The organism is Ferrigenium sp. UT5, assembly GCF_045866295.1.
Classification (GTDB): domain Bacteria; phylum Pseudomonadota; class Gammaproteobacteria; order Burkholderiales; family Gallionellaceae; genus Sideroxyarcus.
This window is the reverse complement of sequence record NZ_BAAFRY010000002.1, coordinates 26,776-46,142: the sequence shown is the minus strand read 5'-3', so window position 1 is coordinate 46,142 and position 19,367 is coordinate 26,776. Positions and strand designations below refer to the sequence as shown.

The following is a 19,367-nucleotide window of genomic DNA, read 5'->3' as shown; positions in this document are numbered from 1 at the left end:
TGAACACGGATGCACACGGATGAAAAACAGCGTGCAGGGTTTTATCCGTGTTTCATCCGTGTTCATCCGTGGCTCAATGAATTGGGTGGAGGGGCAATGAGACGCACCATCCTGATCATGGCAGGCGGCACCGGCGGACATATCTATCCGGGACTGGCCGTGGCTGACGCCCTGCGGGCGCAAGGTTGGAACGTGGTCTGGCTGGGCGCGCCCAACAGCATGGAAGCCGAGCTGGTGCCCAAACATGGCTACCCGGTGGCCTGGGTGAATTTCAGCGGCGTCAGGGGCAAAGGTCTGCTGCGCTGGCTGACCCTGCCGTTCACTTTGCTGCGCGCGCTGGGGCAGAGCGCGGCGGCAATCCTGCGCCACCGTCCCGACGTGGTGCTGGGCATGGGCGGTTACATCACGATGCCGGGTGGATTGATGGCGGCTTTTTTGCGCCGTCCGCTGGTGGTGCATGAACAGAATTCCATCGCCGGCATGAGCAACAAGGTGCTGGCAAAAATCGCCACGCGCGTGTTGAGCGGTTTCCCCGGGGTGCTGAAAGGCACCGAGTGGTGTGGCAATCCGGTGCGCGCCGATATTGCCGCATTGCCCGCGCCGCAAGCGCGCTATGCACCACGCAGCGGCAAGTTGAACGTGCTGGTAGTGGGGGGCAGCCTCGGCGCCCAGGCATTGAACGAAGCGTTGCCCAAGGCGCTGGTGTTGCTGGATGAGGCGGCGAGACCGAACGTGATCCACCAGACCGGCAAGAAACATTTCGAGACGGTGCAGCAGTTGTACGCGCAAGCCGGTGTGCAGGCCGATGTGCGCCCCTTCCTCGACGACATGGCGCAACAGTATGCGCAGGCCGATGTGGTGATATGCCGTGCGGGGGCGCTGACCATCGCGGAGCTGGCGGCGGCGGGCGTGGCCAGTGTGCTGGTGCCGTTCCCGTTCGCGGTGGACGACCATCAGACACACAACGCGCGCTTCCTCTCCGGGCACGGTGCGGCGATCCTGTTGCCGCAACAAGAATTGAATGCGGAAAAACTGGCGCAACTGCTGCGCGAACTGGATCGCGAAAAACTGCTGGCGATGGCGCAAGCCGCACGCAGCCTGGCCAAACCGGATGCGACACGACATGTGGCGCAAGTCTGCGTTGCTTTAGCGGGATAAAAGATATGAAACATAAAGTCAAAAACATCCACTTCGTCGGTATCGGCGGTTCCGGTATGAACGGTATCGCCGAGGTGATGCTCAACCTGGGGTTCAAGGTGAGCGGGTCGGACATTGCGGACAGCACGGTCGTCATGCGCTTGCGTGATCTGGGCGCGAACATCAGCATCGGACACGATGCCCTGAACTTGCGTGACGCGGATGCGGTGGTGACTTCCACCGCGGTGAAGGCGGACAACCCGGAAGTCATTGCGGCGCGTGAACAGCGCATCCCGGTGGTGCCGCGCGCGGTGATGCTGGCCGAGCTGATGCGCCTGCGCCAGGGCATTGCCATCGCCGGCACGCACGGCAAGACCACCACCACCTCGCTGGTAACCAGTGTGCTGGCCAAGGGCGGTTTCGATCCCACCTTCGTCATCGGCGGTCGCCTCAACAGCAGCGGCGCCAACGCGCGTCTCGGCACCGGCGAGTTCATCGTGGCCGAGGCGGACGAGTCCGATGCTTCGTTCCTGTATCTCACGCCCATCCTGGCGGTGGTCACCAATATCGACGCCGATCACATGGAGACCTACGGCCACGACTTCGAGAAGCTGAAGCAGGCCTTTGTGGATTTCGTCGAGCGCCTGCCGTTCTACGGCCGCGCCATGCTGTGCATTGACGACGTGAACGTGCGCGACATCCTGCCGCGTATCAGCAAGCCGGTCACCACCTACGGTACCCGCGAAGATGCGCATGTCCGCGCCGTGAACGTGCGCCACGAGGGCGGGCGGATGCGCTTCACCGCGCAGTGCCGCCATGACGAGAAGTGCCTGTACGAAGGAAAGCCGCTGGATCTCGACATCACGCTCAACCTTGCCGGCGAGCACAACGTGCTCAATGCGCTGGCCGCGATCGCGGTCGGACTGGAGGTGGGGGTTGCGCCCGATGCCATCGTCGCCGCGCTGGCGGAATTCCAAGGCGTCGGGCGGCGCATGCAGCGCTACGGCGAGATCGCGTTGCCCTCGGGCGGTTCGTTCACGCTCATCGACGACTATGGTCATCACCCGGTCGAGATGCGGGCGACGCTGGCTGCGGTGCGTGGCGCTTTTCCCGGCAAGCGTCTGGTGCTGGCCTTCCAGCCGCACCGCTACACGCGCACGCGCGACCTGTTCGAGGATTTCGTGCATGTGCTGGGCGGGGTGGATGCACTGGTGCTGGCCGAGGTCTATGCCGCAGGCGAAGCGCCCATCGTCGCGGCGGACGGGCGCGGTCTGATGCATGCCCTGCGCGTGGCGGGACAGCACGAAGTGGTGTTCGTCGAGCACATCGCCGACATGCCGCAGGCCATTTTGCAGATGGCGCGCGCCGGTGATGTGGTGCTGACGATGGGGGCGGGCTCCATCGGCACGGTGCCGAACCGGGTGAGGCTGTTGGCGCAAACATGAACATGAGCGAACCGGCACATTTTGACATCGGGGACTTGCGCGGCGAGATGCGCCACGACGAGCCCATGGCGCGCCATGTGAGCTGGCGCGCGGGCGGCGTCGCGCGGCACCTGTATCGCCCGGCCGACCTGGCCGACCTGCAAGCCTTCCTGCGCCGCACACCGGCAACGGAGCCGCTGCTGTTCGTGGGATTGGGTAGCAACCTGCTGGTGCGCGAGGGCGGGTTCCCCGGCACGGTGGTGCAGTTGGTAGGCGCGCTCGCCGAGCTGCGCATGGAGGATGGCCTGATCTACGCGCAGGCCGGCGTGCCGGGCGCGAAGCTGGCGCGTTTTGCCGCCGCGAACCATCTGTGCGGCGCGGAATTTTTCGTCGGCATCCCCGGCACGCTGGGCGGCATGCTGGCGATGAACGCCGGCTGCTACGGCGGCGAGACCTGGCAGCAGGTGGTGCGCGTGCAAGTGCTGACCCGCAGCGGCGAATTGCTGGAGCGTGCACCGCAGGAATATGACATCGCTTACCGCCATGTGGTGTTACGCCAAGCGCATGAAGAGTTTTTCGTCGGCGCATGGTTGAAGTTCGAGCAGGGCGATGTGGAAAAGGCGCGTCAGGAAATCAGGGCGCTGATGGAAAAACGCAGCGCCAGCCAGCCGTTGCAACAGCCGAATTGCGGTTCGGTCTTCCGCAATCCGGAAGGCGGCCATGCGGCCAGGCTGATTGAGCGCTGCGGCCTGAAGGGGCGGCAAATCGGCGGTGCCCAAGTGTCTGAAAAGCACGCCAATTTCATCGTCAACGTGGGCGGCGCAACGGCGACCGACATTGAAAACCTGATTGGTGCAGTGCAAGCCACGGTGTTGCAGCAGACGGGCATCGAGCTGCATCCGGAAGTGCGGATCGTTGGGGAAAGGGTGAAGTGAAAAAATTCGGAAAAGTTGCGGTGCTGATGGGCGGGAATTCGGCCGAGCGCGAGGTGTCGCTGAAGAGCGGGGCGGCGGTGCTGGCCGCATTGCAGCAGAGCGGGGTGGATGCGCACGCCTTCGATCCGGCCGAGCGCGACCTGCACATTCTGCTGGAACAGAAATTTGACCGCGTGTTCATCGCACTGCACGGGCGCTACGGCGAAGACGGCACGGTGCAGGGCGCGCTCGAACTGATGGGCATTCCCTATACCGGCAGCGGGGTGATGGCCTCCGCCATCGCCATGGACAAATGGCGCAGCAAGATGATCTGGCAGGCGGCCGGCTTGCCGATTCCGGAATACGAGGCGCTGACCGCGCCGACCGACTGGGTGGCGCTGGCCGACCATCTCGACCTGCCGTTGTTCGTGAAACCGGCGAACGAAGGTTCCAGTGTGGGCATCAGCAAGGTGCGCACGGTGGCGGAATTGCCCGCCGCCTATGCCGAGTCGGCCCGGCACGACAAGGTGGTGCTCGCCGAAAGCAGCGTCAGCGGCGGCGAATACACGGTGGCCATTCTCGGCGGACACGCGCTGCCGGTCATCAAGATCGAACCGGCCAATGAGTTCTACGACTACGAGGCGAAATATCTGCGCGACGACACGCGCTACCTGTGCCCGTGCGGTTTGAGTGCGGCAGACGAAGCCGCGATGCAACACATGGCATTGCAGGCATTCGCCCTGATCGGCGGCAGCGGCTGGGGGCGGGTGGATTTTCTGCGCGGCGCAGACGACGGCAAGGCCTATGTGCTGGAGGCGAATACCTCGCCGGGCATGACCGACCACAGCCTGGTGCCGATGGCGGCGCGCCAGGCGGGGATCGGTTTCGGCCAATTGGTGCTGCGGGTGCTGGAGGCTGCACATGTGGGCTGATGCGACACGGTTGCGCGCGTTGACCCGGCTGTTGCTGGGGGCGACGGTGCTGTGGCTGGTGTGGGGCGGCGTGCGTTACACCCTGCACCTGCCCGCCTTCGCCTTGCGCGCGGTCGAGTTGACAGCTACCCCGGAACATCTCGACGCGGTGCAGTTGCGCGCCGCCGTGGCCGGGGTGCAGGGAAATTTCTTCACCGTCGATCTGCAGCGCACGCGGCAGTCGCTCGAACAGTTGCCCTGGGTGCGCCGGGCCAGCGTGCGGCGCAAGTTCCCTTGGGCGTTGCAGGTGGAGCTGGAAGAGCATGTCGCGCTGGCGCGCTGGAATCAGCATGACCTGGTGAATACCCACGGCGAGGTCTTCCATGCGGAAACCGATGAGCGGCTGCCCGCCTTCCTCGGTGAAGCGCGCAACGCCCGCCAGGTGGCGGAGATGTATGCCGAGATGAATCGCCAGTTGCGGCCGCTGCGGAGAACGGTCGAGCGCATCGTGCTGTCGCCGCGCATGGCCTGGCAGATCGAGCTGGATGACGGACTGCAGCTGGCGCTGGGGCGGGAGGCAGTAGGCGAACGGCTGGCACGGTTCGTCAGGGTGTATCCCTCCAGTGCGGCGGCGCTGCCGGGCGTGCGGCGGGTGGACCTGCGCTATCGCGACGGTTTTGCGGTAGCCGGGGATGCGGCGTGAGTTTTTGGAGAGTCTGGGAATGAGCAAAGAAAGCAAGAATCTGATCGTCGGACTGGATATCGGCACCTCGAAGATCGCGTGCATCGTGGCCGAGGTGACGGCGGAAGGCACGCTGGAGGTGGTCGGCGCCGGCATGCACCAGTCATCGGGCATGAAAAAAGGCATGGTGGTGAACATCGACGCCACGGTCGGGGCCATCCAGCAGGCGCTGCAGGAAGCCGAGCTGATGGCGGACTGCAAGATCCGCGAGGTCTATACCGGCATCGCGGGCGGGCATATCCGCAGCTCGAACGCGCACGGCATGATCAAGATCAAGGACAAGGAGGTCGCACAGACTGACGTGGTGCGCGCGATCGAGACCGCCAGTTCGATCAGTCTGCCGGGCGACCAGCAGATCCTGCATATCCTGGAACAGGAATTCAGCATCGACGGGCAGGAGGGCATCAAGAAACCGCTGGGCATGAGCGGCCTGCGCCTGGAAGTGGAGATCCATATCGTGACCGGCGCGGTGTCGGCGGTGCAGAACATCCTGAAATGCATCCACCGCTGCGGCCTGGAAGTGAACGACATGATCCTGCAACCGCTGGCATCGAGCAAAGCGGTGCTGGCCGAAGACGAAAAAGAGCTGGGGGTGTGCCTGATCGATATCGGCGGGGGCACCACCGATGTGGCGATCTTTACCAACGGCGCGATCCGCCACACGGCGGTGATCCCGATCGCGGGCGACCAGATTACCAACGATATCGCGATGGCGTTGCGCACACCGACCAAGGATGCCGAGGACATCAAGATCAAATATGGCTGCGCCCTGCGCCAGCTCGCGACGGACGCGCCGATCGAGGTGCCCGGGGTGGGCGAGCGCAGCGCGCGCATGTTGTCGCGGCAGACGCTGGCGGAAGTGATCGAGCCGCGGGTGGAGGAACTGTATTCGCTGGTGCAGACCGAGTTGCGCCGCAGCGGGCTGGAAGAGGTGTTGTCGTCCGGCATCGTCATCACCGGCGGCAGCGCGGCCCTGCAGGGCATGGTCGAGCTGGGGGAAGAGATTTTCCATCTGCCGGTGCGCCTGGGATTGCCGCGCAATATCGGCGGATTGTCGGCGGTCGTGAAGACGCCGCGCTATGCAACCGGTGTCGGTTTGCTGCTGTACGGCCTGGAACAACGGCAGCGCAATGAGGTGGCCCGGGTGGGGGCGGGATCGTTCAAGGAGGTGCTGGAAAAGATGGCGGCGTGGTTCAAGGGGAATTTTTAGCGGGCGTGGCAGGACTGTTTTTGGTTTTCTTATATATTTTTTGATATCAACCCAAGGAGAAAAATGATGGCTTTCGAACTGTTGGATGCACAACCGCAAGGCGCGGTGATTAAGGTGGTGGGGGTGGGCGGCTGCGGCGGCAATGCCATCGATCACATGATCGAGCAGGGCGTGCAGGGGGTCGAGTTCATCACCATCAATACCGATGCGCAGGCATTGAAACGCAGCAAGGCCAGGGTGCAGTTGCAAATCGGCGCCAACCTGACCAAGGGGCTGGGGGCCGGTGCCAAGCCGCAGGTCGGACAGGCGGCGGCGGAGGAAGACCGTGAGCGCATCGCCGAAATCATCGGCGGCGCGAACATGGTATTCATCACGGCCGGGATGGGCGGCGGGACCGGCACCGGCGCCGCGCCGATCGTGGCGCAGGTCGCCAAGGAAATGGGCATCCTCACCGTGGCCGTGGTGACCAAGCCTTTCCTGTTCGAGGGCAAGCGCATGTCGCTGGCACTGGCGGGCATCGAGGAGCTGGCCGCCTATGTCGATTCGCTCATCATCGTGCCGAATGCCAAGCTGATGGAAGTGCTGGGCGGCAAGACCACGCTGCCGGAAGCGTTCAAGGCGGCGAACGGCGTGTTGCAGGGCGCAGTGGCGGGCATCGCCGAAGTGATCAACGTGCCCGGCATGGTCAACGTGGACTTTGCCGACGTGTGCACCCTGATGTCGGAGAACGGTATGGCGATGATGGGCGCGGCTTCCGCCGCCGGCGAAGGCCGGGCGCAGCGTGCTGCCGAACAGGCCATCGCCAGTCCGCTGCTGGAGGACGTCGATCTGTCCGGCGCGCGCGGCGTGCTGGTGAATATCACGTCGAGCAGCAACATCACGCTGGAAGAGTTCCACGAAGTGATGAACTGCTTCCAGTTCGCTGCCGCCGAGGCAACGGTGATCGTCGGTTCCGTGTTCGACGAGAACATGGGCGACGAGCTGCGCGTGACCATCGTGGCCACCGGTCTTGGATCGCTGCGCAAACCGCAGGCCAGGCCGGTGCTGGTGCCGCAGGCCCAATTGCGCACCGGGACGCATGATGCGCCGCTGGTTGATTTCAATGCGCTGGAAACCCCTTCGGTGTGGCGCTCCGGCCGCAACCGCGAGACGGTGGAGGCGATGAAACAATCCGGGGTGGAGGCGCTGGATATCCCGTCGTTCCTGCGCAAGCAAGCCGACTGATCGCGCCGTGCCGATGCGGCCGCACGACGGGGATAGGTGCGCCCGTGCTAAACTTCGCCCATAAACAGCAAGGTAAGCGCATGGTCAGACAACGCACATTGAAGACAACGGTCGAGGCGACAGGCGTCGGTCTGCACACCGGGGAGAAGGTCTATCTGACCTTGCGCCCGGCAGCGGTGGATACCGGCATCGTGTTTCGCCGCGTCGATCTGCCGCAGCCGGTGGATATCCATGCCCGCGCCGTGGCGGTGAACGACACGCGTTTGTCCACCTGTCTGGAGGAGAACGGAGCGCGCGTGGCGACGGTCGAGCATCTGATGTCCGCCCTGTCCGGCCTGGGCATCGACAATGCGATTGTCGAGTTGACCAGCCCGGAACTGCCGATCATGGACGGCAGCGCGGGGACATTCATCTTCCTGTTGCAATCGGCCGGGATCGTCGAGCAGGAGGCGGCCAAGAAATTCATCCGCATCAAGAAAACCATCGAACTGAAGGACGGCGACAAGTGGGTGCGCTTCGAGCCCTACAATGGCTACCGCCTGAATTTCACCATCGATTTTGCGCACCCGGTGTTTGCCGATACCAAGCAGCAGGTGAGAGTCGATCTGGGTGAACAATCCTATATCAAGGAAGTCAGCCGCGCCCGCACCTTCGGTTTCATGCAGGAGGTCGAATACATGCGCTCGCAGGGGCTGGCGCTGGGCGGCAATCTGGACAACGCCGTCGTGATGGACGAGTACCGTGTCATCAATCCGGACGGGTTGCGGTTCGAGGATGAATTCGTCAAGCACAAGGTGCTGGACGCCATCGGCGACCTTTATTTGCTCGGGCACCCGTTGATCGGGGCTTTTTCCGGGCACAAGTCCGGCCATGCCCTGAACAATGCCCTGTGCCGGGCCTTGCTGGCGGACGAACAGGCATGGGAATTCGTCACCTTCGACAAACCGGAAGAGGCGCCGAATTTCCTGCGCCTGCAATTGCAACCGCAAGCAGTCTGATCGTCATGCTGATTCGCTTGATTCTGCTGCTGTCGGCGCTATTCATCTTGGCGGCGGTGGGGGCCTACCTTTTTTCGCGCGACGCGCGTTATCTGGCATGGGCGGTGCAAGTCGCTCAATTCGTAGTGTTCCTGCTCCTGGTGTTCGGGGTGCTATTCCTGCTGGAACGCTATGGACTGGTGGCGTGGCGCGTCTTTGGCTGACAGCCGGCCGGCTATGTCGCCCGCTTGACCATGCGCTGCAGCGATAACTTGAGCGGGTCGCCGTCCTTCAGTTGACGGGTAAAATCTTCAAGCGTTTGCCGGCCTTGTTTGCCGAGCGTTCTCGGGCGGGTAGGGCCGGGTGGAGGGACATTGCTGGCTTGCACTCGAATCTGAATTCCAGTAACCTCGCATCCCCTTGTTAGAAATGAGGAAATTAGCTGGGGGACAAGCTGGCGCAGTTTTCCCGCTACCGCGCCATTGTCTGCTGCCAGCGTCAACCGGCCTTCGGCGTAGTGAGCGACGCGGCAGGAACGACCCAGTGAAGCCGGGACGAGTGCCTGGAAATGGCGCTGCAACACGGAGACTTGCCCGACCGTCCGGGCAAGCGCATGCAGATTCGGATTCGCGTCGATAAAGGCGTTCAGACGATGTGGCACAGGATCAGGGGTGTCTCGTAAAGGGGTATGGCATGAATATTATTCTGGTTTCCAACCATTTTGCAAAAGCGCGCAGTGTGACATTGACCCGCACGCATCTTCTGCTTGCCGGGTCGGTGCTGGCCGCCTTGTTCGTTGCGGCCGTCCTGCTGGCGCAGTATGCCATTGTGCGCTTCCAACCCGGGGCCATCAGTGATGAATTGCGCACCTGGCTGGCCAGCGCGCAGGCGGAAGAACAGCGCAAGCAGGAACTTTATCTGCGCCAGAGCCTGGATGCCATGGCGGCACGGCTCGGCCAGATGCAAGCGCAGTTGCAGCGTCTGGACGGCCTGGGGGCGCGTCTCGCCAAGATGAGCGGTATGAAGCCGAACGAGTTTTCCTTTGACCTCGCACCCGCGCGCGGCGGCCCTTATCTGCCGGCCCCGCCGCAACAGGAGTTGTCGATGGAGTCGCTGGACCGGCAACTGGAAGACCTGAGCCTGTTGCTGGGGGATCGCAGCGACAAGCTGGTTGCCCTGGAGACCTTGTTGCAACAGGACAGACTGGACAAGCGGATGCTGCCTTCGGTGGCGCCGGTCAAATCCAGCTGGTATTCATCCAACTTCGGCTGGCGGCTGGATCCGTTCACCGGCAAGAATGCCCTGCACGAGGGCGTCGATTACATGGTGCCGGAAGGTACGCCGATATACGCCTCCGCCGGCGGGGTGGTGGTGTTTGCGGGCCCGCACCCTCAATATGGTAATATGGTCGAGATCGATCATGGCAACCAGATCACGACCCGTTACGCGCACGCTTCCAAAGTACTGGTACAGGTTGGCGAGGTGGTGCGGCGCGGACACGAAATCGCCCGGGTGGGTAGCACCGGCCGTTCCACCGGCAATCATTTGCATTTTGAGGTGCGTTATCAGGGGAAGGCACAAAGTCCCGTGCGTTTCCTGCAAAAAGCAGCCGGTTGAGCGCCTTGATTTTGCGCGAGGGTGAGGTGAGCGCCTCACCCTTTTTATTTGTTTGTAACATCAGCCACAGAAAATGACAGCATGATTTCCAGATTGTTAAAGTCCGTATTCGGCAGCCGCAACGACCGTCTGCTCAAACAATATCGGCAGACTGTTACCCGCATCAACACGCTTGAGCCCGCAATTGCCGCGCTTTCCGATGAGGCTTTGCAGGCCAAGACGGCGGAATTCAGGGCGCGCCTGCAGCAGGGCGAGTCGCTCAAGGATTTGTTGCCGGAAGCCTTCGCGGTGGTGCGTGAAGGTAGCCGCCGCGTGCTGCAGATGCGGCATTTCGATGTGCAACTCATCGGCGGCATGGTGCTGCACTATGGCAAGATCGCCGAAATGCGCACCGGCGAAGGCAAGACCCTGATGGCGACACTGCCCGCCTATCTGAACGCGCTGTCGGGCAAGGGCGTGCACGTGGTGACGGTGAACGACTATCTGGCGGCACGGGATGCCGAATGGATGGGGCGCCTGTATCGGTTCCTCGGCCTCTCGGTCGGCGTCATCCTGACCAACATGCCGCAGGCTGAAAAACAGGCCGCCTATGCCGCCGACATCACTTACGGCACCAACAATGAATTCGGTTTCGACTATCTGCGCGACAACATGGCCGCCAGCGCGGAAGAACGTTTCCAGCGGACCCTGAATTTTGCCATCGTGGACGAAGTGGACTCGATCCTGATCGATGAAGCGCGCACGCCATTGATCATTTCCGGCCAGGCCGAAGACAATGTCGATATCTATGTGCGGATCGATGTGCTGGCGCCGCAGCTCAGCCGGCAGGCGACCGAGGAGGCTCCCGGCGACTACAGCGTGGATGAAAAGAACCACCAGATCCTGTTGAGCGAAGCCGGCCACGAACATGCCGAACAGTTGCTGGCACAGGCGGGATTGTTGCCTGCGGGCGGCAGCCTGTACGACCCGGCGAACATCACCCTGATCCACCACCTGTATGCAGCCCTGCGCGCGCACAACCTGTTCCACCGCGACCAGCATTACGTGGTGCAGAACGGCGAGGTGGTCATCGTGGATGAATTCACCGGGCGCCTGATGGCGGGGCGGCGCTGGTCGGACGGGTTGCACCAGGCGGTCGAGGCGAAGGAGGGCGTCACCATCCAGAAGGAGAACCAGACCCTGGCCTCGATCACGTTCCAGAACTATTTCCGCATGTACGAAAAGTTGTCGGGCATGACCGGCACGGCTGATACCGAAGCGTACGAATTCCAGTCCATCTACGGCCTGGAGACGGTGATCGTGCCGCCGAACCGGCCCACAATCCGCGCCGACCTGATGGACAAGGTGTATCTCTCGGCACGGGAAAAATACACGGCGGTGATCGTCGACATCCGCGATTGCCACGAACGCGGCCAGCCCGTGCTGGTCGGGACGACCTCGATCGAGACTTCCGAGCTGCTCTCCGCGATGCTGGACAAGGCCCAATTGCCGCATCAGGTGCTGAACGCGAAGCAGCATGCGCGCGAGGCCGAGATCGTGGCGCAGGCAGGCCGTCCCGGCATGATCACCATCGCCACCAACATGGCGGGACGCGGCACCGACATCGTGCTGGGCGGCAACGTGGAGAAGTCGATCGAGCTGGTGCGCATGGACGAAAGTCTGGATGCGGCGGCCCGCGAGCAGCGCATTGCCGCATTGCGCGCCGAATGGCAGCCGGTGCACCAGCAGGTCATCGCCAGCGGCGGCCTGCACATCATCGGTACCGAGCGCCACGAATCGCGCCGCGTGGACAACCAGTTGCGCGGCCGTTCCGGACGCCAGGGCGATCCCGGTTCCAGCCGTTTCTACCTGTCGCTGGAAGACCCCCTGTTGCGCATCTTCGCTTCGGATCGCGTGGCGGCGATCATGAACCGCTTCAAGTTGCCGGAGGGGGAAGCGATCGAGCACAGCTGGGTCACGCGCGCGATCGAGAACGCGCAACGCAAGGTCGAGGCGCGCAACTTCGACATGCGCAAACAGATCCTCGAATACGACGATGTCGCCAACGACCAGCGCAAAGTCATCTACCAGCAGCGCGCCGAGCTGCTCGAAAGCAAGGACATCAGCGACACCATCAGCGCGATGCGCGACAGCGTGCTGCTCGACCTGGTGAACCAGCATTTCCCGCCGGACAGCATGGAGGAACAGTGGGATGTGGCGGGGCTGGAGAAGGCGCTTGCGGCCGAGTTCCAGTTGCAGTTGCCGGTAGCGCAATGGCTGGAGCAGGACAAGCAACTCGATCCGACCGGACTGTTCCGGCGCATCGCCGATAGCGCCGGGCAGCAGTATCAGGAAAAAGTGTCACAGGTGAGCCCCGAGCTGATGCACGGTTACGAGCGGATCGTCATGCTGCAAAGTCTGGACCAGCACTGGCGCGAGCACCTGGCGGCGCTCGATCATTTGCGCCAGGGCATCCACTTGCGCGGCTATGCGCAAAAGAATCCGAAGCAGGAATACAAGCGCGAGGCGTTCGAATTGTTCGCCGCCATGCTGGACGCGATCAAGCGCGATGTGGTGCAGACCCTGCTCAATGTGCAGATTCGCAGCGAGCAGGCGGTACAGGAAGCGGAGGTGTCCCACGCCCCCGAAAATGTGCAGTATCATCACGCCGATTACGACGAGGCGCTGGGACAGAACGAACCTGCCGCAGCCGAACACGGCAAGCCTTTTGTGCGCACCGGGGAGAAAGTCGGGCGCAATGATCCGTGTCCGTGCGGATCGGGCAAGAAATACAAGCAATGCCACGGGAAATTGAACTGATTCATCAACCTGACGGGAGAACGCAATGCCGACCGATGATCTGATTTTGCAAACCCTGCACAACTCCACCCTGACCGAAGAGTTGCGCGATGCCGAAGTTGAAACGTTCGGCCAGTTGTTCGAGGTCAGCGAATACAAGGCGGGACAAAGTCTGCTGCGCCCGGGAGAAGAGCGGCTGAAGAATTCCCTCATCGTGCTCGCCGCCGGTGAAGTCGAGGCGACCGCAACGATAGGTGGCGAACAGGCAACCTTGCATCTGCTGCAGCCGGGCGACCTGGCCGGCATCATCACCTTCGTCGGCGGCAACGTGTCGCAGATCAGCGCCACAGTGACGGCCAAGACCGATTGCAAGGTGCTGGTGCTGGATCGCTGCAAATTCGAATCGTTGCTGAACTCGCAGCCGGCCATCGTCTATTACGTGATGCGCGGCATCGTGCGCCACGTGCACGGCATCGTGCGCCGCATGAATGCGCAATCGGTGGAAATGAGCAATTACATCTACAAAACCGGCGGACGTTTCTGAACATGCCGGTCAATCTGTTTGCGCCCGTAGCGGCACAACTGTTGCCCGTTGCGGGCGTTTCTTTGGGAATCGCGCAGGCTGGCATCAAATACGCCGGGCGCAAGGATCTGCTGGTCATCAAGCTGGATGAGGGCGCCACGGTGGCGGGCGTGTTCACCACCAACCGTTTTTGCGCGGCACCGGTAACCCTGGCCAAGGAATTTCTCGCGGCGGGCAAAGGCATACGCGCGCTGGTGGTGAACACCGGCAACGCCAACGCCGGCACCGGAGAACAAGGTCTGGCCGCCGCGCGCGACACCTGCACCGCGCTGGCGCGGCTGCTGGGTTGTGCGCCGGAACAGGTGCTGCCTTATTCCACCGGCGTCATCATGGAGCCGCTGCCGCTGGACAAGATCGTCGCCGGTTTGCCGCAAGCCATTGCCAACCTGAAAGCCGACAACTGGTTCGACGCCGCGCACGCCATCATGACCACCGACATCGTCGCCAAAGCGGTGTGCAAGCAGGTGCAGATCGGCGGCAAGACCGTTACCGTCACCGGCATTGCGAAAGGCTCCGGCATGATCCATCCCAACATGGCGACCATGCTGGGCTACATCGCCACCGATGCCGCCATCGCGCAACCGCTGTTGCAGCAGATGGTGAGCGAAGCCGCAAACAAATCCTTCAACTGCATCACCGTGGATGGCGACACTTCCACCAACGACGCGCTGATGCTGATCGCCAGCGGCAAGAGCAGCGTGACGATCGATGCCGCCAACCGCACCGCGCTGCAGGCCGTCATCACCGAAGTCGCCACCGTGCTGGCGCAAGCCATCGTGCGCGACGGCGAAGGCGCGACCAAGTTCATCACCCTCAAGATCGAAGGCGGCAGAGACGAAGCCGAGTGCAAGAAGATCGGCTACGCCATCGCCCATTCGCCGCTGGTCAAGACCGCGTTCTTTGCCTCCGATCCCAACCTCGGGCGCATCCTCGCCGCCATCGGCTATGCCGGCGTGGCCGATCTCGATGTCGAAAAACTCAAGCTGTATCTGGATGAGGTGCTGGTCGCCGAAAACGGCGGGCGGGCTGCGAGCTACCGCGAAGAAGACGGTCAGCGCGTGATGCAACAGAGCGACATCACCATCCGTGTGGTGCTGAACCGCGGCGCGGCGAATGCGACGTTGTGGACTTGCGACTTCTCGTACGACTACGTGAAGATCAACGCGAGTTACCGCAGCTAGTTCCTTACGCAATGAAAGCCCGCCGATTGGCGGGTTTTTTACATCCCGTAGAGGCAATCCAGGCATGTTCGAACAAACCTTCAAAAACATCGACGACGTCCTGCGCAAAGAAGCCGGCTGCGCCAGCGAACTCGACTACACCGAACAATCCTCCTGGCTGCTGTTCCTCAAATACCTCGACGCACTCGAAGCGAGCCGCGCGATGGAGGCCGAGCTGGAAGGCCGCAAATACACCTGGCTGCTCGACAAGCCTTATCGCTGGGAAACCTGGGCTGCACCCAAAGGCAAAGACGGCAAGATCGACCACAACGCCGCCATGACTGGCGACGACCTGCGCGACTTTGTGAATCAGCAACTGTTCCCCTACCTGCACCGCTTCAAGGAAAAAGCCGACAACGCCAAAACGCTGGAATACAAGATCGGCGAAATCTTCGGCGAGATCAAAAACAGAATTCAAAGCGGCTACAACCTGCGCGACATCATCGACCACATCGACGAACTGCGCTTCGGCTCGCAAGTAGAAAAGCACGAACTCTCGCACCTGTACGAAGCCAAGATCAAAAACATGGGCAACGCCGGGCGCAACGGCGGCGAGTACTACACCCCGCGCCCGCTCATTCGCGCCATGGTGCAAGTGGTCAACCCCAAGATCGGCGAAACCATCTACGACGGCGCCTGCGGCAGCGCAGGCTTTTTATGCGAAGCGTTCGATTATCTGCGCGCCAAGTCGCACCTCACCACGCGCGACCTCAAGACCCTGCAAGAAGGCACCTTCTACGGCATCGAAAAGAAAAGCCTCGCCTACGTCATCGCGATCATGAACATGATCCTGCACGGCATCGAAGCGCCCAACATCGCCCACGCCAACACCTTGGCGCTCAACCTCGCCGACGTGCAGGACAAAGACCGTTTCGACATCGTCCTCGCCAACCCGCCCTTCGGCGGCAAGGAACGCAAGGAAGTGCAGCAGAACTTCCCCATCAAGACCGGCGAAACCGCCTTCCTGTTCTTGCAGCACTTCATCAAGTTTTTGAAAGCGGGCGGACGCGGCGCGGTGGTCATCAAGAACACTTTCTTGAGCAACACCGACAACGCCTCGGTGAGCCTGCGCAAACACCTGCTCGAAAGCTGCAACCTGCACACCGTGCTCGATTGCCCCGGCGGAACTTTTCAAGGCGCGGGCGTGAAGACCGTCGTGCTGTTCTTCGAGAAGCCTGCCCTGAGCCGTGTCGAAGGGGGCGCGGCAACTAAAAAAATCTGGTACTACCAGCTCGATCCCGGCCGCAACCTGGGCAAGACCAACCCGCTCAATGATGCCGATCTTGCCGAATTCATTGAGTTGCAGAAGACCTTTGCCGATTCGCCCAATAGCTGGAGCGTGGATGCGACGACCTTCGACCCCACGACCTTCGACCTGTCGGTGAAGAACCCGAACGGCAATGAGGCCGTGGTGCATCGCAGTCCACAGGACATCATGGAAGAGATCGCCGCGCTGGATGAGCAGAGCGCACAGGTATTGGGTAATATTCGAGCCTTGTTGTAAGGGAGAAAACCATGCAGGACATCCGCTGGAAACAAAGATTCGATAACTATCTCAGGGCATACCAGACCCTCGTTGAGGCATCAGAGTTGGCTGAGGAGCGCGAATTATCCAATCTGGAGCAACAAGGCTTGATTCAAAGCTTCGAGTTTACGCATGAGCTGGCATGGAACGTACTAAAGGATTATCTGGAAAACAAAGGCATCACCAATATCATCGGCTCAAGAGATACTACTCGGGAAGCCTTCAAGAATGGGCTGATCTCAGACGGCGAGACTTGGATGGATATGATCAAGGCGCGCAATCAAACTACGCATACCTACAACCCGGCTATTGCCGATGATGTTGCAGAAGATATTCTGCAACGGTTTTATTTTGCTTTTGAAGAGATGGCCAAGAAATTCACCGCACTGAGCGAGCAGCAAGAAGATTTATGAAATATGGCTTGTCCGAAGCAACAGTAGAAAAAATCAGCAGTGTTTTCGCGCGCTTCCCGCAAGTCGAAAAGGCTGTGCTGTTCGGTTCCCGCGCCAAGGGTAATTACAAGACCGGATCGGATATAGACCTGACGCTCTATGGTGAACAGCTTACGTCCAGGCTGTGCGCGACGATAGCGTCCGAACTGGATGACCTGCTCCTGCCCTACACCATAGACCTTTCCGTCTTCGATGAACTTAACAACACCAAGCTGAGCGAACATATCGAGCGTGTGGGAGTGGTGTTTTATCAGCGGGACAGTGGGGCGCCACGATGAAGGCGGGGTGGCAGACCAAGACGCTTGGCGACGTATGCGAGTTCCAGCGTGGTCTCACCTATGCCAAAGGTGACGAGGTCGATGTGTCAGACAACATCGTTTTGCGCGCGATGAATATTGATCTCGCAACCAACCTTCTCGATTTCTCTGAACTGAAATACATCAGCGATGAAATCGCCATACCGGAAAACAAAAAAGTAAAAGCTGGCTCGCTGATGATTTGCACCGCCAGCGGAAGCAAATTGCATCTCGGAAAGGTTGCCTACATCGACGGTGACTACGGATATGCGTTTGGTGGCTTCATGGGAATGGTCACACCAAAGCATGAGTTGCACCCGAAATTTCTATTTCACCTGATGACTTCACCAGACTACAAGGACTTCATCGCTACTTTATCGGATGGCGCAAACATCAATAATTTGAAGTTCGATGACTTAAGGAAATTCGTAGTTCCATTGCCGCCGCTTCCCGAACAGCAGCGCATCGTTGCAATTCTCGACGAAGCGTTTGACGGCATCGCTGTCGCCCGCGCCAACGCCGAACAGAACCTGCAAAACGCCCGCGCCCTGTTCGAAAGCCACCTGCAATCCGTCTTTACCCAGCGCGGCGAGGGGTGGGAGGAGAAACCCTTTGAAGAGTTGATCGAAAGCAACGTAATTGGTCTTACCAAGAACAGTCGCGAGCAAGGCGAAGACAAGGCTTATCCTTATGTGAAGATGAACAACATCACACGCGATAATCGTTTTGATTTCTCCAGTTTCACATGCGTTGATGCAACAGGTGAAGAGGTGAGCAAATTTTCTCTTCGAGATGGTGACTTCCTCTTCAATACGCGGAATAGCTACGAATTGGTTGGCAAGTCCTGCATTTACGAATCAGATTCGGACGACCTTGTCCTGTTTAACAACAACATCATGCGAGTGAGATTTAAGGGTGGTGTTGATGCACGGTTTGTTTTGCTTGCGTTCTCGTCAAAAGCTGTCGCTGATGAACTGAATTCATTGAAGAGTGGCACGACGAATGTTTCGGCAATTTATTTCAAAGACCTAAAGTCGCTACCGATTTCAATTCCACCAATCGAGGCGCAAAAAGCAATCTCTGCCCAATTGAAATTACTCGCTATCGAAACCCAACACCTCGAATCCCTCTACCAGTGCAAGCTCGCCGCCCTGGACGAGCTGAAAAAGTCGCTGCTGCATCAGGCGTTCAGCGGGATGCTTTAATGCGCGGCTCCCCGTACAATTCTGCAATTCCTGCCTAGCCGGAGAGTCGCCATGAACGCCCAGCGCATCGCCAACCATCACCACACGACCTTTGAGGGGGCCCGTAAAGAACTTTGGCGTGTCGTGCAGAACCATTTTGCTGATGTCAGCAAAATGGTCTGGATTGGAGGTTGCTGATGGGCGAAATCAGCATCTACCAAACCGAGAGCGGCAGTGTCGAGGTCCGTCTTGAGAAGGACACGATTTGGCTGTCGCAAGAGCAAATGGCAGCTCTGTTTGATGTGCAAAAGGCGGCGGTTTCCAAACATCTGAAAAATATCTATTCCAGCGGTGAGCTGGAGCGACCGGCAACCGTTTCCAAAATAGAAACAGTTCAACAGGAGGGGGCGCGCCGAGTATCCCGCCAGATTGAGCATTTCAATCTGGATGCGGTAATTTCTGTCGGGTATCGGGTGAACTCTGCGCGTGCCACGCGCTTCCGTCAGTGGGCGACCAAAGTGCTGCGCGAACATCTCACCCAAGGCTATACGCTGAACCGCCAGCGCTTCGAGGCCAATGCGCGCGAGCTGGAAGCGGCGCTGCAATTGGTGCGCAAGGCGGCGCAAAGCCCTGAGTTGCGCGGCGACGAGGGGCGCGGGCTGGTGGATGTGGTGACGCGCTATGCCCAGACTTTTTTGCTGTTACAACGCTACGACGAGGGCTTGCTGGCTGAACCTCAGACGGTTGCAGGTGGAAAACTGCACACGTTGGATGAGGCGCGTATTGCTTTGGCTGGGCTGAAGGCCGATCTGATCTCGCGTGGCGAGGCAACGGTACTTTTCGCGCAAGAACGTGGCGATGGTTTGGGTGCGTTGCTCGGCAATCTGGATCAATCGGTGTTTGGCGAGCCGGCTTATCCCAGCATTGAGGCGAAGGCCGCGCACTTGCTGTATTTCGTCATCAAGAATCATCCGTTCTCGGACGGTAACAAGCGTAGCGCCGCCTTCCTGTTCGTCGATTTTCTGAACCGCAATGGCCGCCTGCTGGATGAGGCGGGTAATCCGGTGATCAATGACATTGGCCTGGCCGCGCTGGCGTTGCTGGTGGCGGAATCCGACCCTGCGCAGAAAGAGACGATGATCCGTCTCATCATGAATATGCTGGCGGGTTGAG

20 protein-coding genes are annotated in these 19,367 nt (G+C 60.6%); 19 read left to right on the top strand and 1 reads right to left on the bottom strand.

From position 1 onward, the window contains the following. The first annotated feature begins 96 nt into the window (after positions 1 to 96). From murG to ACKTSJ_RS01015, 9 genes are all read left to right on the top strand, one after another. Positions 97 to 1,158: an undecaprenyldiphospho-muramoylpentapeptide beta-N-acetylglucosaminyltransferase gene (gene murG / locus ACKTSJ_RS01055; RefSeq protein WP_407896521.1), complete on the top strand. Its 1,062-nt coding sequence runs from the start codon at positions 97 to 99 to the stop codon at positions 1,156 to 1,158. A 5-nt stretch (positions 1,159 to 1,163) separates the two neighbouring features. Next, positions 1,164 to 2,582 carry a UDP-N-acetylmuramate--L-alanine ligase gene (murC, locus tag ACKTSJ_RS01050; RefSeq protein ID WP_407896519.1) on the top strand — a complete coding sequence of 473 codons (1,419 nt, stop codon included), beginning with the start codon at positions 1,164 to 1,166 and terminating at the stop codon, positions 2,580 to 2,582. After that, entirely contained in the window at positions 2,579 to 3,496 is a 918-nt protein-coding gene (gene murB, locus ACKTSJ_RS01045) for a UDP-N-acetylmuramate dehydrogenase (RefSeq protein WP_407896518.1), read from the top strand. The genes murC and murB overlap by 4 nt, the downstream gene beginning before the upstream one ends. Further along, positions 3,493 to 4,407, top strand: coding sequence for a D-alanine--D-alanine ligase (locus ACKTSJ_RS01040; protein WP_407896517.1), 915 nt, complete (start codon positions 3,493 to 3,495; stop codon positions 4,405 to 4,407). The genes murB and ACKTSJ_RS01040 overlap by 4 nt, the downstream gene beginning before the upstream one ends. Further along, positions 4,397 to 5,089, top strand: coding sequence for a cell division protein FtsQ/DivIB (locus ACKTSJ_RS01035; protein ID WP_407896515.1), 693 nt, complete (start codon positions 4,397 to 4,399; stop codon positions 5,087 to 5,089). The genes ACKTSJ_RS01040 and ACKTSJ_RS01035 overlap by 11 nt, the downstream gene beginning before the upstream one ends. 19 nt (positions 5,090 to 5,108) lie before the next feature. After that, positions 5,109 to 6,338 (top strand): cell division protein FtsA, encoded by a 1,230-nt coding sequence (ftsA, locus tag ACKTSJ_RS01030; protein WP_407896513.1) that lies wholly within the window; start codon positions 5,109 to 5,111, stop codon positions 6,336 to 6,338. A gap of 63 nt (positions 6,339 to 6,401) precedes the next feature. After that, the gene (gene ftsZ, locus ACKTSJ_RS01025) at positions 6,402 to 7,562 is read left to right on the top strand and encodes a cell division protein FtsZ (protein WP_407896511.1); all 1,161 of its coding nucleotides are present in this window, start codon (positions 6,402 to 6,404) and stop codon (positions 7,560 to 7,562) included. Positions 7,563 to 7,642: 80 nt separating this feature from the next. Beyond that, a complete protein-coding gene (gene lpxC, locus ACKTSJ_RS01020) occupies positions 7,643 to 8,560 on the top strand; it encodes a UDP-3-O-acyl-N-acetylglucosamine deacetylase (protein ID WP_407896509.1) in 918 nt (305 codons plus the stop codon). A 5-nt stretch (positions 8,561 to 8,565) separates the two neighbouring features. After that, positions 8,566 to 8,763, top strand: a complete 198-nt coding sequence (locus tag ACKTSJ_RS01015) for a hypothetical protein (protein WP_407896507.1) — start codon at positions 8,566 to 8,568, stop codon at positions 8,761 to 8,763. 11 nt (positions 8,764 to 8,774) lie between these two features. Here ACKTSJ_RS01015 and ACKTSJ_RS01010 read toward each other — a convergent pair whose 3' ends face one another. Then, on the bottom strand, positions 8,775 to 9,200 hold the full coding sequence (locus ACKTSJ_RS01010; protein WP_407896505.1) for a DciA family protein: 426 nt from the start codon (positions 9,198 to 9,200) through the stop codon (positions 8,775 to 8,777). Positions 9,201 to 9,232: 32 nt separating this feature from the next. Between ACKTSJ_RS01010 and ACKTSJ_RS01005 the strand changes: the two genes are divergently transcribed. The 10 genes from ACKTSJ_RS01005 (at position 9,233) to rhuM (ending at position 19,366) form a co-directional block, all read left to right on the top strand. Beyond that, entirely contained in the window at positions 9,233 to 10,156 is a 924-nt protein-coding gene (locus ACKTSJ_RS01005) for a M23 family metallopeptidase (RefSeq protein ID WP_407896503.1), read from the top strand. Between the two features lie 81 nt (positions 10,157 to 10,237). Continuing rightward, the gene (gene secA, locus ACKTSJ_RS01000; protein WP_407896501.1) at positions 10,238 to 12,955 is read left to right on the top strand and encodes a preprotein translocase subunit SecA; all 2,718 of its coding nucleotides are present in this window, start codon (positions 10,238 to 10,240) and stop codon (positions 12,953 to 12,955) included. Between the two features lie 25 nt (positions 12,956 to 12,980). Then, positions 12,981 to 13,478 carry a Crp/Fnr family transcriptional regulator gene (locus ACKTSJ_RS00995; protein ID WP_407896499.1) on the top strand — a complete coding sequence of 166 codons (498 nt, stop codon included), beginning with the start codon at positions 12,981 to 12,983 and terminating at the stop codon, positions 13,476 to 13,478. A 2-nt stretch (positions 13,479 to 13,480) separates the two neighbouring features. Beyond that, positions 13,481 to 14,698: a bifunctional glutamate N-acetyltransferase/amino-acid acetyltransferase ArgJ gene (argJ, locus tag ACKTSJ_RS00990; RefSeq protein WP_407896497.1), complete on the top strand. Its 1,218-nt coding sequence runs from the start codon at positions 13,481 to 13,483 to the stop codon at positions 14,696 to 14,698. Positions 14,699 to 14,762: 64 nt separating this feature from the next. After that, positions 14,763 to 16,241 (top strand): N-6 DNA methylase, encoded by a 1,479-nt coding sequence (locus ACKTSJ_RS00985; RefSeq protein WP_407896495.1) that lies wholly within the window; start codon positions 14,763 to 14,765, stop codon positions 16,239 to 16,241. Between the two features lie 11 nt (positions 16,242 to 16,252). After that, the gene (locus ACKTSJ_RS00980; protein ID WP_407896493.1) at positions 16,253 to 16,675 is read left to right on the top strand and encodes a nucleotidyltransferase substrate binding protein; all 423 of its coding nucleotides are present in this window, start codon (positions 16,253 to 16,255) and stop codon (positions 16,673 to 16,675) included. Next, the gene (locus tag ACKTSJ_RS00975) at positions 16,672 to 16,992 is read left to right on the top strand and encodes a nucleotidyltransferase domain-containing protein (RefSeq protein ID WP_407896491.1); all 321 of its coding nucleotides are present in this window, start codon (positions 16,672 to 16,674) and stop codon (positions 16,990 to 16,992) included. The genes ACKTSJ_RS00980 and ACKTSJ_RS00975 overlap by 4 nt, the downstream gene beginning before the upstream one ends. Then, a complete protein-coding gene (locus ACKTSJ_RS00970; protein ID WP_407896489.1) occupies positions 16,989 to 18,215 on the top strand; it encodes a restriction endonuclease subunit S in 1,227 nt (408 codons plus the stop codon). Before ACKTSJ_RS00975 ends, ACKTSJ_RS00970 begins: the two co-directional genes overlap by 4 nt. A 51-nt stretch (positions 18,216 to 18,266) precedes the next feature. Beyond that, positions 18,267 to 18,392: a hypothetical protein gene (locus ACKTSJ_RS00965; RefSeq protein WP_407896487.1), complete on the top strand. Its 126-nt coding sequence runs from the start codon at positions 18,267 to 18,269 to the stop codon at positions 18,390 to 18,392. Beyond that, positions 18,392 to 19,366, top strand: coding sequence for a RhuM family protein (gene rhuM, locus ACKTSJ_RS00960; RefSeq protein ID WP_407896485.1), 975 nt, complete (start codon positions 18,392 to 18,394; stop codon positions 19,364 to 19,366). The genes ACKTSJ_RS00965 and rhuM overlap by 1 nt, the downstream gene beginning before the upstream one ends. Position 19,367: the final 1 nt, after the last annotated feature.